Annotated in this window: 12 protein-coding genes and 1 pseudogene; 11 read left to right on the plus strand and 2 right to left on the minus strand. The window is 40.1% G+C overall.

Annotated features, from left to right (window positions below):
• Positions 1–140: 140 nt before the first annotated feature.
• From C2M33_RS07350 to C2M33_RS07390, 9 genes and pseudogenes are all read left to right on the plus strand, one after another.
• A pseudogene (locus tag C2M33_RS07350) lies at positions 141–1,615 on the plus strand (GumC family protein).
• Positions 1,612–2,691, plus strand: coding sequence for a glycosyltransferase (locus C2M33_RS07355; RefSeq protein WP_105174119.1), 1,080 nt, complete (start codon positions 1,612–1,614; stop codon positions 2,689–2,691). The pseudogene C2M33_RS07350 and the gene C2M33_RS07355 overlap by 4 nt, the downstream one beginning before the upstream one ends.
• A gap of 9 nt (positions 2,692–2,700) precedes the next feature.
• Entirely contained in the window at positions 2,701–4,512 is a 1,812-nt protein-coding gene (locus C2M33_RS07360) for a sugar transferase (RefSeq protein ID WP_105174120.1), read from the plus strand.
• Positions 4,513–4,692: 180 nt separating this feature from the next.
• Positions 4,693–5,013, plus strand: a complete 321-nt coding sequence (locus tag C2M33_RS07365) for an STAS domain-containing protein (RefSeq protein WP_063705287.1) — start codon at positions 4,693–4,695, stop codon at positions 5,011–5,013.
• 8 nt (positions 5,014–5,021) lie between these two features.
• Positions 5,022–5,879, plus strand: coding sequence for an OmpA family protein (locus tag C2M33_RS07370; RefSeq protein ID WP_105174121.1), 858 nt, complete (start codon positions 5,022–5,024; stop codon positions 5,877–5,879).
• Position 5,880: 1 nt separating this feature from the next.
• The gene (locus C2M33_RS07375; protein ID WP_063705283.1) at positions 5,881–7,947 is read left to right on the plus strand and encodes an SLBB domain-containing protein; all 2,067 of its coding nucleotides are present in this window, start codon (positions 5,881–5,883) and stop codon (positions 7,945–7,947) included.
• A complete protein-coding gene (locus C2M33_RS07380) occupies positions 7,944–8,642 on the plus strand; it encodes an AAA family ATPase (RefSeq protein WP_105174122.1) in 699 nt (232 codons plus the stop codon). The genes C2M33_RS07375 and C2M33_RS07380 overlap by 4 nt, the downstream gene beginning before the upstream one ends.
• A gap of 8 nt (positions 8,643–8,650) precedes the next feature.
• The gene (locus C2M33_RS07385; protein WP_105174123.1) at positions 8,651–10,108 is read left to right on the plus strand and encodes a SpoIIE family protein phosphatase; all 1,458 of its coding nucleotides are present in this window, start codon (positions 8,651–8,653) and stop codon (positions 10,106–10,108) included.
• Between the two features lie 103 nt (positions 10,109–10,211).
• Complete coding sequence (locus C2M33_RS07390) at positions 10,212–11,678, plus strand: sigma-54-dependent transcriptional regulator (protein WP_105174124.1); 1,467 nt, start codon at positions 10,212–10,214, stop codon at positions 11,676–11,678.
• Here C2M33_RS07390 and C2M33_RS07395 read toward each other — a convergent pair.
• Positions 11,647–12,681 (minus strand): glycosyltransferase family 4 protein, encoded by a 1,035-nt coding sequence (locus C2M33_RS07395; protein ID WP_105174125.1) that lies wholly within the window; start codon positions 12,679–12,681, stop codon positions 11,647–11,649. The genes C2M33_RS07390 and C2M33_RS07395 overlap by 32 nt on opposite strands.
• 20 nt (positions 12,682–12,701) lie before the next feature.
• On the opposite strand from C2M33_RS07395, the gene C2M33_RS07400 reads away from it, so the two are divergent.
• Positions 12,702–13,034: an Hpt domain-containing protein gene (locus C2M33_RS07400; RefSeq protein WP_063705273.1), complete on the plus strand. Its 333-nt coding sequence runs from the start codon at positions 12,702–12,704 to the stop codon at positions 13,032–13,034.
• Here the strand turns inward: C2M33_RS07400 and C2M33_RS07405 are convergent.
• Positions 12,999–13,904 (minus strand): gluconeogenesis factor YvcK family protein, encoded by a 906-nt coding sequence (locus C2M33_RS07405; RefSeq protein WP_105174126.1) that lies wholly within the window; start codon positions 13,902–13,904, stop codon positions 12,999–13,001. The two genes, C2M33_RS07400 and C2M33_RS07405, sit on opposite strands and share 36 nt — an antisense overlap.
• A 171-nt stretch (positions 13,905–14,075) precedes the next feature.
• Here C2M33_RS07405 and C2M33_RS07410 point away from each other — a divergent pair, with 171 nt between their 5' ends.
• A complete protein-coding gene (locus tag C2M33_RS07410) occupies positions 14,076–16,049 on the plus strand; it encodes a response regulator (RefSeq protein WP_158685572.1) in 1,974 nt (657 codons plus the stop codon).
• Positions 16,050–16,053 lie beyond the last annotated feature (4 nt).

Here is a 16,053-nt window from a genome sequence, read left to right on the forward strand (position 1 = left end):
TATCGCTTCATCATGCAGCTTTTTTCATTTTGGCTCACTAACTGCAATTTACTAATTAGCTAAGAAAATCTCGGTCAATTTTTATCAATTTGCGAATTAACACAGAGTAATTTCGCAAAATGCAAAGCAAAAGGTCAAACATGTTAGTAAAAGAGCAGATCAAACGGTTAATTTATTTAGGGCTTTATGCGCTATACACGCGTATTAAACTCTTTATCATTCCGTTTTGCATTATTCCAATTGTCGTTATCGCACTTGGATTATCAGCTCAAAAGCAATATACCAATCACGCAACGATTTTGATTGAAGAGTCAGCGTTACTGAATCCTTATTTAGATGATCTTTCTTTCTCGTTTCAGCTTTCTGATCGTATGGCTGCACTGCGTACCTTAGTTATTAGTCGCAAAGTACTTATCGCGGTTGCTAAAGAAACTCAATTAATCGCAGAAGATGCGCCACCCAAACAAGTAGAAGAAATTCATCAACAACTCTCAAAAGCCTTATCGCTTTCTTTAATTGGCGATGAGCTGGTACGGATTAACTTTATTTGGCATGACCAAACGCAAATGAAGCCTGTGCTAGAAAAGGTGGTCGAAAAATTTATCGAACGCTTACTTGCCCCAACGAAGGCATCACTGGATACCTCTGAGCAGTTTTTCTTTAAACAACTTGATAGCTTGCGAGAAGAACTTGAGCTTTCAGAAGAAGCATTAGCTGTCTTTAAAACACAAAATAGCAATACCTTACCTGATGTATTACACAGTAATCGTCAAACCTTTGATAATTTATTAAGCGAGAAACAACAAAAGCTGATTGCTCTTTCAGGTGCCAAAGCAAAGCTAAATGCACTGGTGAGCAAGGTTGGTCAAGCAAACCCAATTTTAGGCAATTTAGAAGAAAAAATAGTCCGTACTGAATCTGAGTTAAGTCTTTTACGCACACGCTACACCGAAAAACACAGCAAAATCATAGAGAAGAAGCGCACTCTCGCAAATTTAAAAAACCGTCAACAAGCGTTATTAGAATCAAGCGAAAAGCTCGATACCACAAACCTCGATCAGTTATGGCAAATGGTAAACACCTTACCATCTGGTGATGGCAAAGAGAGTAGTGTTTTGGTCTCTCAATTCTTGCCCTAGAAGAAGCTCGCAATAATTTACTTCAGCAAGAGCAAGAGTTTGCGATGTTAGAAGAGCAGGTAAAACTTGTAAGTGAACGTTTGTTAGTAACCAGCGATGTTGAAAAACAATTACGCAAATTAGAGCGCGATTACGAAGTTAAGCAATCGCTCTATAAAGACATGCTTAGCCGTTATGAAATGGCAAAAGTAACAGGCAAGTTAGTTAAATACGAAGGCCCAGATAAAGTAAAAACCATAGAACGAGCTTACAGCCCAACTCAACCTATCAATACCTCTATGGTAATGACTGTCATTGTGGGTCTAATTCTTGGCATTTTCACAGGTGGTGCAAGTGTATTTGTAGCAGCGCTTTGTGATAGCCACCTCAAAGATATTAAAACCATTGAAAAACTTACCAGCGCCCAAGTGGTAACAGTACTTCCTATCGTCAATGCCGAGACTAACTTCGGTAACATTGAAGGAGATAAATCATGAATGTCATGCACTTAGTTCAACACCTTCAAGTAGGTGGCCTTGAAAAAATGGCAATTACACTTCTCAAAAATAGTCAATTTAGCCGCTCTAGCATCATTGTTTCGCTCGAAGGAGACAGACAGTCTGCTTTTGAACAGTGGCCCGAATTAGAAGAATTTAGCCATCGTGTTATTTGCTTAAATAAAAAGCCCGGTATCAGCCTTTCTGTTATCGCAAAGATTAAGTCTTTAGTTAAAGAGCACGATATCGATATCATCCATAGCCATCATGTTGGCCCAGTTATTTATGCGGGCTTAGCGTGCGCATTGTCGGGTGATTCAGTTCGCCACATATCAACCATTCATGACGCTTGGTATTTGAACAATGTTAAGCAATGTACATTTACAAAGTTACTTGATTCGTTGACGAACATTTATTGGGTCGCAGATGCGCGAATAGTTGCCGATGAATTTAGAGCAAAAACAGCCATTATCCCAGAACGAACCATTTTAAATGGCATTGATTGCGATAGCTTTATAGCAATCTCGCAAGACACGGCAAGAGATCAGCTTAACTTACCAAAAAAGATAAAACTGGTTGGCTGTGCAGCACGCTTAATAGATGGCAAAGGGCACAAAGATCTTATTCACGCTTTGCATTACTTACCTCAAGACTATCATATGGTATTTGCAGGAGATGGCGACCAGAAAGTGGGGTTAATGAATTTAGTGCGTAATTTAGGGCTAAACGAACGTGTTCATTTTCTTGGTAATGTTCACGATATGCGCGCATTTTATTCAAGTATCGATGTTATGTGTTTGTACTCACAACGTGAAGGCTTACCACTGTCAATTATTGAAGCCATGGCCTGTGGCATCCCTGTGGTTGCATCCGATGTTGGCGGAATTCATGAAGTGCTCACTGCTAACGAAGGAGAGCTTGTCTCTCCTAAAGAATTTAGCCAGCTTGCCCCAGCAATTTTAAGAGCAAGCAAACTACCGCATGGTTTATGTATTCGTCATCACGCTATTGCTGTTGCTGATGCAAGAACCATGAGCAGTAAATACGATAGTTTATATTCTGCTTTAGCAGTGTAGGAGCCAATCATGACTATTTTAACGACCTTATTTGTCATTTTACTGTGTGTTGCGCTGTATCATCACATTGGTTATCCGTTATTACTTAAGTGCGTTAGCACAAAAAAAGTAAAACCGGTTAAACCTGCACAATACGATGAAAATACACTCCCTAACATTGCTATCTTGATGTGCGCTTATAATGAACAAGCCCACATAGCAGAAAAGCTACATAACTTAGCGTCACTGGTTTATGACACGAACCATTACACTATTCATGTATATTTTGATGGCTGCACCGATAAAAGTTATCAACAAGCCCTTAAAGCTCAACAGGTTTTACATAAACAAGGTGTAAAGTGTTTCTTTCATTTTCGTGATGAAAACCAAGGCAAAGTTCAAGGATTAAACACCTTAATGGGCGTAGCCAAATACCATAACGACATTTTGCTTTTCACCGATGTCAGTGCATTACTCAGCATAGATGCATTAGACAAAGTAGCCCAGCAGTTTAGTGATCCTAAGGTCGCTATTTCGACCGGTGTTTACACCTTAGATGAAAATGCCCCTGATGCGCAAAAAGCTTATTGGCAGTATCAGAATAAGGTTAAAAAATCAGAGTCAAACCTTGGTGCCGTGATTGGCGTACCCGGAGCGATGTTCGCCATGCGCGCTGAATACGCGTGTGAATTAGAGAAAAACACCATCAACGACGACTTCGTGTTATCAATGAAAGCGTTAAGCAAAGGGGGTAAAGCCATTGTTGATGAAGAGGTGGTCATTTACGAATGTGAATGCGACGAACAAAGCGAAGATTATAAACGCAGAGTACGTGTTGGCGCTGGTAACTGGCAGCAGATTAAAGCACTGCTTTTATTACTTAATCCACGCTTAGGCTGGACGTGTCTAAATTTCTTTTCGCATAAAGTCCTACGTGGAGTGATGCCAGTTATTTTAGCGGGTATTTATGTCTGTGTCTTTTTAGAAGCCCTCGTGTCGCAGTCGTTGTGGTCTGAACTTATCGCAGCAGCAATTTTATCACTTCATACCGTGCAAGCGATTAAAACGCTATTCGAGATTAAAAAACGTATTCCTATCGTCGATAAAGTGAATTACATCTTAAATAGCTACTTTTTAGCACTTTGGGGGATCATCCGTTACGAGCAAGGTTATTTTAATAACCCATGGCAACGGGTGAAAACGGCAAGTAAAAAACCAACAAAATCGGTTATTAAAATCATTAAGCGAAGCTTAGATATTACAGGTGCCTTATTTGCGCTAAGTCTTGTTTGGCCTGTGTGTTTAATCGCCGCATTGGCAATAAAGCTAACCTCAAAAGGGCCAATCATCTTTAAGCAACTTAGGGTAGGTGAAAGCTCTGATGATTTTGTTGAGCTATTTTATGTTTATAAGTTTCGCTCTATGGTGGTTGATGCGGAGTCACGTTCAGGCGCTGTGTGGGCCAGTAAAGATGACCCAAGAATAACAGCGGTCGGGCGTTTCATGCGTAAAACCCGGATTGATGAGCTCCCACAGTTAATTAACGTACTTAAAGGTGAGATGTCATTAATTGGGCCACGCCCTGAGCGCCCCGTATTCTACGGTAAACTAGAAAAAGATATCCCTTACTTTTGCCAGCGTACTTATGGCGTTAAACCGGGTATCTCTGGCCTTGCTCAGGTGATGAATGGTTATGACGAAACCATTGATGATGCACGCAGTAAAATTGGCTGGGATTACGCTTATTCACTCAGTATGTCGTCACCACGCGCTTGGGCAAAACTAGAGTTTTCAATTGTGCTTAAAACATTACAGGTCGTTTTTACCGGAAAAGGCCAATAACTAACTAGCTTTTTGCAATATCAATTAAGCAAATCACGTTGCATAATGCAAATTAACAGTAAAAAGTTAATTGCATTATGCATCGCCTCGATATTTAACCATTAAATATCAACATCTTATAAACTGGCATTCTAGTTGTACTAGTTACTATGACTAACCCATTATACAAAGGTGCAGATCATGGCTAACAACACTACATTCTCAAACGAAACCAAACTAATTTCACTACCAACTGATTTCTCTGGTCTTGCCGTTGATGGCTTTAAAGACCAGTTTGAAGAAGTTGCACACGGCAAACAACAAAGTGTGGTTCTTGATTTTACCTCGACGAAGTTCATTGATTCATCTGGTATCGGTGCCATGGTGTTTTTATATAAACGTATCGAGAAAAAAGGGCAAAAACTATCACTGCTTAATGTTTCAGGGCAACCGCATAAGTTAATGAGCCTATTAAGGGTTGATAAAACGATTCCATTTATCGAACAAGCTGATATCGCGTGAGGTGATTTATGAAGCACATACTATTTACAGTCATTTTGCTCACGCTTGGTGGATGTGCTTCTTGGCCTGATGAAGGGCAAGGAGGCTGGGCTGAAAAATATCAAAATTACCCGCTAACTGATGAGCAACACGAGATGATTTACGACACGCAAGAAACGGTCGTATTGAGTGAATTTCAACATCATGTTTTAAAGTTAGATCTATTAAAAGCACAAGGTATTAAGCAGTGTATGCCTGCCCAATTACTTAAAGCGCAAATTTACGAAAACCGTATTAGACGCCTTATAGCTGCGCAAATGTGGTCTGATGCTGAGCATGACTTATTGATTCATTATCATGGCTTAAATCAGCTTGCTAAGCACTTTGAGACCGTCAACGCAATGAGCCAATGTGCAGGAGGAACACGATCTGAGGCTACCATGACGGCGTCGTTAAAAGATCAAATCAGCGAGCTTTTAAACAGTGATAATCAGTTTTCGCTAAACGATTTTCAGGTTACTCCGAAATACTTAACACGTTTAGCGCAAGCGGCTGACTTAATTAAGCAAGTTGATGAAGTGGACTTACTGCTTGTTGGTCATGCAGATATAAGTGGTCAGCAACAAAATAACTACGAGTTAGCACTTAAACGGGCAGAAACAGTGAAACACTGGCTTGGCATTTATGGGGTGAATCCAGCAACCATCACCACCTTAACGCAAGGTAGTTTAACGCCATACAGTGATGAACCTGACTCACGATCAAAACGCCATTCTGATAGACGTGTTGAAGCGATTATTATCGACATGAATGAAGAAAAAAGCACGAAACAAAGCCATGCATTATCCAGCTGGACCAAAATCCTAAATGGTCCTAAGGAGCAATAACATGAAACAGTTAATCTTACTTTGCTTACTGATTTTCGCCTTACCGACTTTCGCCGAAGAAATAGAAGTAGGTAATAAACTTTACTTATATTTACCAGGTGAAGCTGAATTTAGCGAACCGTTTGAAGTTGATAAAGAAGGCACAATTACATTACCTGAGCTAGGTCGTTTTAAAGTAGCAGGCTTACAGCTTGATGATGTGCAAAGCCAACTACGCACAGCATTAAGTGAAATGTATGTGGCGATGGATGACTTTTACGTTGAAATTCACTCTCGTGATATTTTCATTAATGTAATGGGCTATGTGAACGATCCATCGCAAGTGAGCATCCCTAAAGATGGCAATATTCAAATGGTAATTGCGCGAGCAGGTGGATTAAAACCAGGCGCTCAACTTGACCGTTTACAAATTCGCCGTGCCGGCGAGATGATTGAGTTTAACTATAAAGCCTACCTAGACTCAGGCAACATTGATTTGCTTCCTACACTTCAAAGTGCAGACACGGTATTTGTCCCTGTGTCGCCATTATTAGGAAACGTGCAAATCGACTTTGATGCACAAACGTTAAGTGCATCCGGTGACGCAAGTGATAACAGTGCTATCACATTGCTTGGCGAAGTACACAATCCGGGCAGCTTTTCATTTAAAGAAAACATGAGTGTACTTGATGCTCTGATGCGTGCCGAAGGGGTAACACGCTATGCCGATGTGACGAAAATTCGCGTTATTGTCGATAAGACACCGGTTGTATTTGATTTAAAAGCCTATTTAGATAAACCCAATAACGATACCATGCCACAGCTTAAAGCAGGCTCAACCATCTATGTGCCAATTATGGTTGATGATGTAAATACCACATCAAGAACTGTCTATATCATGGGTGAAGTACAAAAGCCTGGCGCTTATGAAGCAGCAGATAACACCAGCTTTTTAGACATACTTGCCAATGCAGGTGGGCCAACTCGCTTTGCCGAAACGCGTCAAATAAAAATCTTAACGCCAGCCGGCGAAAGCATCCTGTTTGACCTGCAAGGCTACAGTGAAGGGCTCATTGCTGTAAAAGTACCAAATCTAAACCCAGGCGATGTGATTTTTGTACCAGAAAAAACCGATCAAAATGAAAAAAGCTGGTTAAAAGTTCCTCCTAAGCGTGCCATTAAAATTATCGGCGCCATTTTATCGCCGGGTCGTTATGAGTGGAGCCCTGAAATGGACTTTACAGATTTACTGGCTCATGCTGGCGGTCCAACCAAAGGGGCAAACATCAATGACATTAAAATTGTTAGAAACGGCGAAATCACGAAACGTTTTGATTTAGAGCAATACACGATTAATGATTCAGGTAAATATGCTTTACCTAATTTATTGGCTGGCGACACCATTATTGTTGAAGAGTTACCGGTTGACCCTGCCGACAATAAATCACAATGGATCCGTCAAGAATCAAGTAAATCAATTTATATTATGGGGCAGGTGGGCTCACCAGGTCGCTATGCATTTAACACGAATATGCACTTTATCGACATTTTAGCCGCCGCTGATGGCCCTACAGATAACGCTGATTTACGTAATATTCGTATTACACATCGCAATGATAACACCGCAAGAGTTAGCAAGTTAAACCTTGCACTGTATTTTGAAACCGGTGATGAAACCTTATTCCCGCATGTGTTACCGGGCGATACCATCTACATTCCAGAAAAAGATAAAGACTGGCTACGTACACCGAAAGAGCAAGTAGTTCGTATTATGGGGGCGGTTGAAAAACCAGGTCGTTACAGCTTTGATGACACCATGACGGTACTTGATGTACTTGCAGAAGCGGGCGGTCCATCGAGCTCAGCACTTATCGACAAAATTGTGGTGGTCAATCACTCATGCTGTAAAGAGCAGTCTCGTGTGTTTGATTTAGAAGAGTTCGTAAAGAACCCTAACTCTGCGTATATCCCGGTGTTACGCGCTGGCGATACCCTTTATGTGCCAGATAAAGGCCAAGATTTAATGAGTCAGTTTAAATCAAACTTCTTAGATTTTATTACTGTCGTTGCTTTAGTGGTGGGCTTATGAAACTAATACCAGCGCAATACCAAGAACTTGAAGCCGTGTGTAACGAGATAGATAACACTAAAGCGCGTTGTATCTGCTTTATCTCGTTAACGGGGAATGAAGGCTCTACATCGCTATGTGCCAGTGTTGCAAAACGTTTAAGTTTGCAGGCGGCCAAAGTTTTAATCATCGATTTAAACCCGCTCAATCCGTTTAAATTTGAACAACCAGACACAGTTGAATCATGGTGCTTTAGTGATATCTCATGTCAGCTTAATATCATTAATACTGAGCAAGTTGATTTACTGACTATGCAACACTTAAGAGAGCTTGAATCAGTTAAAAGTAAAAATGTGCTGAATGACGCCATTGAACGGATAAAACAAGAGTACGACTATATTTTTTTAGATATGAGCCCGGCGTTAAAATGTAATCGCGGTAATGTGCCACTGCATGCTTTAAGCCTATGTACGGATCTCACATTTTTAACGGTATCGCTTGGCTATAACGATGAAGAAGCCTTGTGTCATGGAATGGCGAATTTAGAACATGCTGGTGTAACTAAGATAAAAATAGTTGTTGCCCAGCATCAATTTGCACCTTTAGGTAGCCGTATCGTCAGAACTCTTAAAGCATTTCAGCCAAAATGGCCTAAACTAACAGAGTATCTATTAAACAAAGTTATTAAACAGCGTTGGTTATTTTTACCCCACTGAGACTCTGAATGGACTGCTTATATCAAAAGACTTTTAATTTAGATTGGCCTACGGTCAGCGAAATTCGCCATATTTTAAAGCATGTTTTAACGGCGATCAGTGTTAAAAATCAAGATATTGATGCAGCAGGGTTAGTCGCTACCGAATACCTCACTAATCTGTTACGACATAGTGATGAAACGGCTAGGTTTGTGCAGTTTTCTATGCATAAACTTGCAGACCAACAACTATTAATTGAATTTAAAGACAGCATGTCAAGCTATGACTTATTTAATCAACAACCTAATCAGTGGCAAATAGACAGTGGCGAGTTAGTTGAAGGGGGCATGGGGGTGGCGCTTATAAAGCACTACTTTCCTAATGCCAGCTATAATACTGTCGATCAGCAAAACATATTTTCATTTTGTTTAACCAATATAGATAAACGACCCACACTCATCTACATTGACGATGATAAAGCCCAGCTTGCCTTGCTTAATGCCTATTTGTCTGAACATTTTCAGGTGATTTGCTGTGAAGACAGTGAGTCAGGCTGGCAAGAAATTCTTACCTCTGGCGCTACAATTTTGCTACTTGATCATAAACTCAAAAATGGTACCAGTGAGCCAATACTAAAAAAGCTAAATCAATCTAATCTTAAAACAAATTTATCTGTGGTGATGCTAACAGGTGATGACAGTGAAGAGCTAATAAAGCGCATAAACCTATTGGGGGTTGATGATTATTTAGTAAAACCAGTTAGCAAAACACGCTTACTGCAAAGCATTGAGCGCATTGTGCATCGTTTTTCAGCACTAAAGTATTTAATTAATGAAGAACGTATGCAAACCAAACAAAAAATAGGCGAGTTTAATGCGTATAATTTTGGCTCAATCATCAGTCAAAATGGCGGGGATTTTTGTATGTACCCCCACCAGCAGCAAACCCCCGTTATTATCGGCGATATGATGGGACACGGTATAACAGCCCTCAAAGAAAGTTTTGCTATAAAAGGATTTTTAAGTGGCTGTTTAGCGACACAAATTCCATTAACCGATGTTTTAAAGACACTGAATCTGGCACTTTATGAACAGCGGCTCTGTAAAAACAGCCTAGTAACATTATTAATTGGCTTTATCGAAAATAACACGCTTCATTGGTTTAACGCAGGTCACCCAGCCCCTTGCGTGATAACAACACAAGGCAAGCTGCTGCAACTTAGCGGAACAGATCCTTTGTTAGGTCTTTCTGACGACCATCAATACCAGCATTACCGCTATGACTTAAGTGATGTTGCGCAGGTTTTATTATTTACCGATGGCTGGCTTGATAATCAGAAGATGAGCGATGTTGACCAAATCATTGCTAAATTAACGCATGATAACTTACACAGTGAGGAGTTTGCCTATGCTCTTTGGCAAGCAAGCCAAGTAAAACTATCGGCTGAAATAGACGATGCCTCATTAATTGTGATCAATAAACACTAAAGTTTGAGTTTACAAACCCACTGAATACACACTAAGCTACTAGTAAGGATCTGTTAAATAATCACTTTATCTCAGCATAAAACGATAATAAAGGAAGTCAGTAATGCCACCTAAAATACTCATTGTTGAAGATACAGAATCGCTTGCGCTGATGTACCAATCATATTTGATCCCAACAGGGGTTGAAACTCGCATTGCCTACAATGGTGAGCAAGCTATGTGCGCACTAAACGAGTTTGAACCTGACTTAGTGATTTTAGATGTTATGCTGCCTGATATGAATGGGCTTGATATTTTATCGTCTTTAGACCCAGATACGGCACCACAAGTGATTGTTCTAACAGGGCATGCAACCAAAGAAATGGCCATTAAAGCGATTAAACTAGGTGCCAGTGACTTTTTAGAAAAACCGATCGAAGCAGATCGTTTTCGCATCACAGTAAACAACGCATTAAAGCTCAAAGATTTAAAACAAACAGTTAAAAGCTATCAAACAACCTACGAGAACGGTAAATATTACGACCTGATCGGCAGTTCATCCGAAATGCAATCGGTTTACCAAATCATAAAGTCAGCATCGGCGAGTAAAGCCACTGTGTTTATTACTGGTGAAAGTGGAACAGGTAAAGAACTGTGCGCCCGTGCGGTACATTTAGCGTCACCGCGCGCTAACAAACCGTTTGTAGCCCTTAACTGTGCAGCCATCCCAAAAGATTTAATCGAAAGTGAAATATTCGGCCACTTAAAAGGGGCGTTTACTGGTGCTATTGCTAATCGTGAAGGGGCTGCTGGCCAAGCTGATGGCGGGACTTTGTTTTTAGATGAACTATGTGAAATGGACATCAACTTACAAAGTAAGCTACTGCGCTTTATTCAAACTGGTTGTTACCAACAAGTGGGAAGCGAAAAAGAAGTCAAAGTAGATGTACGCTTTGTGTGTGCGACTAATCGAGACCCTTTACTTGAAGTGCAAGAAGGGCGTTTCCGTGAAGACTTGTATTACCGTTTACATGTTATTCCAATTGCTTTACCGCCATTAAAACAACGTGGTAAAGATGTTATTGAAATAGCGGACGCATTATTCAAAAAAATAAGTAAAGAAGAAGGACGTTCATATAAAGGCATGTCTGAAGGAGTAAGAAACTTATTTTTGAGTTATGGCTGGCCTGGTAATGTTCGCCAATTAGAAAACACGATTCGTAATATCCTTGTGTTACACGATGAAGCGTTTATTGAAGCAAATATGATCCCCGCATTGCCAAATGCACAAAGCCAAAGCCATGCGGCTACACCTGTTACTGCGTCTAATCAGTCAGAAGCTGTTACGCAAAGTGTCACATCTTCGACCAATGAACTCGCTACGAGTGTTAACAATACATCCTATGTGTCTTCACAAGTTGGTTTTTCTCAAGCAGACATAGAACCACTTTGGATAGTCGAAAAGCGCTACATCGAACAAGCAATTGACGCCTGTGATAACAATATACCTAAAGCAGCTGCTTTATTAGATGTGAGCCCTTCCACGATTTATCGTAAAATCAAAAGTTGGGAAGAGATGCAAGTAAGCTAGTGTTATAAACGCGATCTAGCTGTTTAAATTGTTGTTCACCTGAAAAGCGTTGCTGAATTAATTTTTGTGCATTGTTAAGCATGTATTGTTTTTGCTCAGTGCTCAGCATTTCAACGTTTTTAAGCTGTTTTTGGAGTGCCTGAGCCGAGCTTTCGCCCATCATTAATCCGTTAGATAAATGATTGATAATATGCGGCAATTGCCCAACCGCTGCAGCAATCACTAACACCCCATGCGACATTGCTTCTAATGCCACCATTGGAAGTCCTTCTGCGCGAGAGCAGATCACCAATACATCGAGTTGTTGCCATATTTGTTGTTGCTCACATTGACCATGATAATTGACCGCTGATAAATCCAGTTCATTCACCATTGGCCCATCGCCAAACATATGAAAATTCAAGTTTGTTGATGCAAAATGTTTAGCCGCTTCAATGAAAATATCAGGCCCTTTTTCATGAGATAAACGACCCACAAAGCCAATATTAATCTCCTGTTTGCTACGAAGTGTTCTTAGTTTTGTAGGTTTTTTCACTGCGATGAAGTTTTCAAGTAACTCCGCATTGTAAAGCTCTTTGGTCAACGAGTTCGATACGGCAAAGTTTAAAGAGAAGTAGCTCAGAAGCTTATCAAGCTTATTGTAAAAATACACTTTGCCGACACCTGCTTCACCTGCGTGATAGGTAGAAATACAAGGGCGGTTTTGCCAGCGACACACCAACTTCCCCATGATACTTGCCTTGTACCCATGGGTGTGTAGTAACGCTGAACGAGGAAACATTTTTAGTATTTCGTTCAAGCTTTTTAAATTTCCGCCAGCAAAACCGTAAGTGATATTCGCTTTTTCTAAGCGATGATAAAACTCACGATTATTATGATCTTGATAAAATAGTACCGAGCTCATAATATTATATCGTTCTAATAGCTTACTCATGGCAATCAAATGGCTTTCGATGCCACCAATTAAGCTTGAATCTACAAATAAAATAACACTATATTTCATATTCACTCCAAGGTGAGACCATGATAGATACAGCGACCTATGCTCAATTACAACAGGATGTTGGTGACGACCTAGCAAAACAGCTTTTACAGGTTTATATCACTGAGTCCCGCCAAATCGTTGCTGATCTTGCTGATGCAACGAAACAATCAGAAATCGAAATAAATGCCCATAGCCTAAAAAGCAGTAGTCGCAGCTACGGTGCATTAGCCGTAGGCGGCCTTGCTGAGCAAATCGAGCAAAAAGCGAAAACATCACAATACGATGATGAATTACAAAGCCTTATTGCATTACTGCAAGACCAATTTGCGCAAACCTTAACCCATGCGCAAAGCTTGATCGGAACTCACTAGTCGCTCAGTTTCTAAAATTAATGGCATTTTTAAAATTTCAGCAAACACATTACTTAATTGCTCAATGTCGTGCTGTTGATTGGGTGATTTAACAACATCATTAAAATGAGAGACAATTTCACTCAATGCATCCAGTGAAATACTTAAATCACAAAAGCTGTATCCGAGCATGCCTTCTAGCCAATCAACCGGTTTCATATCGAGCGATTTAATCACGCTGGCTTCTTTAGCAATATTTTCAATAAACACGCGACACGCCGATGTTTCTTGCACCGCTTTTGCAATGTCTTCAACTAACATGGCTGGCATCACACTGGTTATTAAGCTACCTGGACCAATTATCAGCATGTCTGCATTATGAATTGCTTGAACCACCCCAGGGGCCGCATTGACATCTTGCGAGAGGGTGACATAGTCAGGCAGTACATCTAGTGAATCAATTTCACATTCACCAAAAACTTTTACACCCGATGGCATTACCGCTAATAAATCAGCTGGTTCATCAGACATAGGGAGTATTGTTTCTGAGTTACCTAGCATGGCATTAAACCAAGCAACTGCTTGAGTTGCAGAGTTGGTTTGTTGGGTCAGACTTAATAAGGCAAGGTTGCCAAGGCTGTGGCCATCGAGCTCACCACCTTCAAAACGATGGTGAAATACTTGATGAACCAAAGAATCATCGTCGGCTAGTTGCAAACAACAACGCCTAATATCACCTAGTGCAACCACATCTTGGCTTTCGCGCAATTTACCCGTACTGCCCCCGTTGTCTGTCGTGGCTACAATCGCTGTTAATTCTGCGCAGTGAGGTCTGATTGCGCTTAACATATGGGATAAACCATGCCCGCCGCCTATGCATACTATTTTCATGACTGATACCTCATTGAACTCTATTACTGACTAAAAAGCATAGCGCGTACCAAGTCTTTGAATTTATATAACACAATGAAATTTAATAATTTAATTTCAAGAATTAATGGCTAAATTGAAATCTGTTTTCTATATTTGCATTATGCGATGCAATATTAATTAGGAATGGCAATGGCACAGTTCAACTTAGAACAATTACAACTTGAGCTAAGGCAGTTTCACGGCATCAATGATAGCCGGGCACTGAAAGCGCAACTTGAAAAAGTGCTGTTACCGTATTTTTCATTTAAAGAATTTTGTTTGATTAATATTGAAGAGTTAAAAATGACACTTGAGATGCGCACGCTTAAGTATCTTGAGTTTGACGAAGCGTTATTAAAAACCAAGTTACAGCAAGCATCTTCACCTTGGCTGTTTTCTGAAGATAACATGCTTTTTTGTAATAATACTGAACTGCATAATGCCTTGATTTTTAGAATTGAAATTTCTGATCACACAACCCAGTGCATGGTGTTTTTTGATATCACAGAGCAAGCGAAATTTAGTGATAAATCAGAAACAGGCATCATGATCTTGTTGCAACAAGTTGCTTTACAACTCTCAAATCAAACGCGGCTTAATCGCCAAAAGTTTCATTCTACCTCATTGTTAACCCGCCTTGGGGAGCTGTCTGAGTTGTTCCGAGATTTTGCCAGTGAATGGTTTTGGCGCACCAACAAAGAAGAGCAGTTTATTAATGTATTAACCACAGCCAGCCACAGTAATTTGTATAAACGCCATTTTTTACATAAAAACTTCGATGCTATCATCACTGAACAAGAGCAAAACCAATTAAAAAAGTGGTCTCACTTTAAACATTTACTTGCTGAGCAAGCTGAGTTTTTAGATTTCGAATTTGAAGTAAATTGTTCACCGCCTGCTTGGGTGTCGTTCAGTGGCAAGCCACAATTTGATGCAAGTGGCAATTTTCGTGGCTATTTAGGTATCGCAAAAGATATCACCGTTAATAAAGACCGTGAGCAAGCACTGCAATTAGCCAAAGAAAAAGCTGAAGAAGCAAACCTTGCAAAGTCACAGTTTTTAACGGTGATGTCTCATGAAATTAGAACGCCGATGAATGCGATAGTCGGCATGCTCGAACTATTAGCAGACTCGGAACTTAACGATAAACAAACGCGCTGGCTAGATTATGCAAACTCCAGCTCTGACTTATTACTGGATTTGATCAGTGATGTGTTGGATTTTTCGAAAATTGAAAGTGGCTCGATGGAGCTTGATGTTAAAGCAACAGATATAAATGCGCTCGTTAAAAACATCACCGCTCAATTTCAAGAAACAACACAGGGCTCTAAAGTGATGTTTTCAACTGAAATAAAAGATGGACTACCAAATAAAATAAACATTGATGGCGTTCGGGTTGGGCAAATCCTATTTAATATTTTAGATAACGCCTTTAAATTTACCAAAGTAGGCACGGTCAATTTCAGAGCTGATTTTAATGATACCCATTTATTATTTGAAGTCGCTGATACTGGGCAGGGGATTTCACAATCGCAAATAGAGACCATTTATGATGCTTTTAAACAGCATGATTATGGTGTTAATCGACAAGTAGAGGGAATTGGGCTTGGACTTAGCATTACCAAAAGTCTAGTCGATTTAATGAAAGGCGAAATAAGAGTGGCAAGTGCTATCAATATTGGCACTAAATTTACCATTTATATTCCATATTCTGTTGTTGCCGATGATCAGCAAGCCATTGAGCATGAGCAAACACTTGAACCCATGTCTATTCTTGTCACCGAAGATAACAAAACTAACCAAGTATTAATTAAAGCATTTTTAGAAAAGCTCAATCACCATGTCACCCTTGCAGATAATGGCCAACAAGCCATTGATAAAGTGCAACAACAAAACTTTGATTTAGTTCTGATGGATATGATGATGCCGGTGATGGACGGCATCACCGCAACCAAATACATTCGCAATGAGTTGCAAATGAGTCTGCCAATTGTGGCCTTAACAGCGAATGCTTCACATCAAGATAAAGCGACTTGCCTCGACGCAGGTATGAACAAAGTACTGACAAAACCCATTCGCTTTCATGATTTAAATCGTGCATTACGTATTTTGTTTAGCCAATAAAAAA

The sequence above is a fragment of the Pseudoalteromonas sp. T1lg122 genome (assembly GCF_002964825.1).
Classification (GTDB): Bacteria; Pseudomonadota; Gammaproteobacteria; order Enterobacterales; family Alteromonadaceae; genus Pseudoalteromonas; species Pseudoalteromonas gelatinilytica.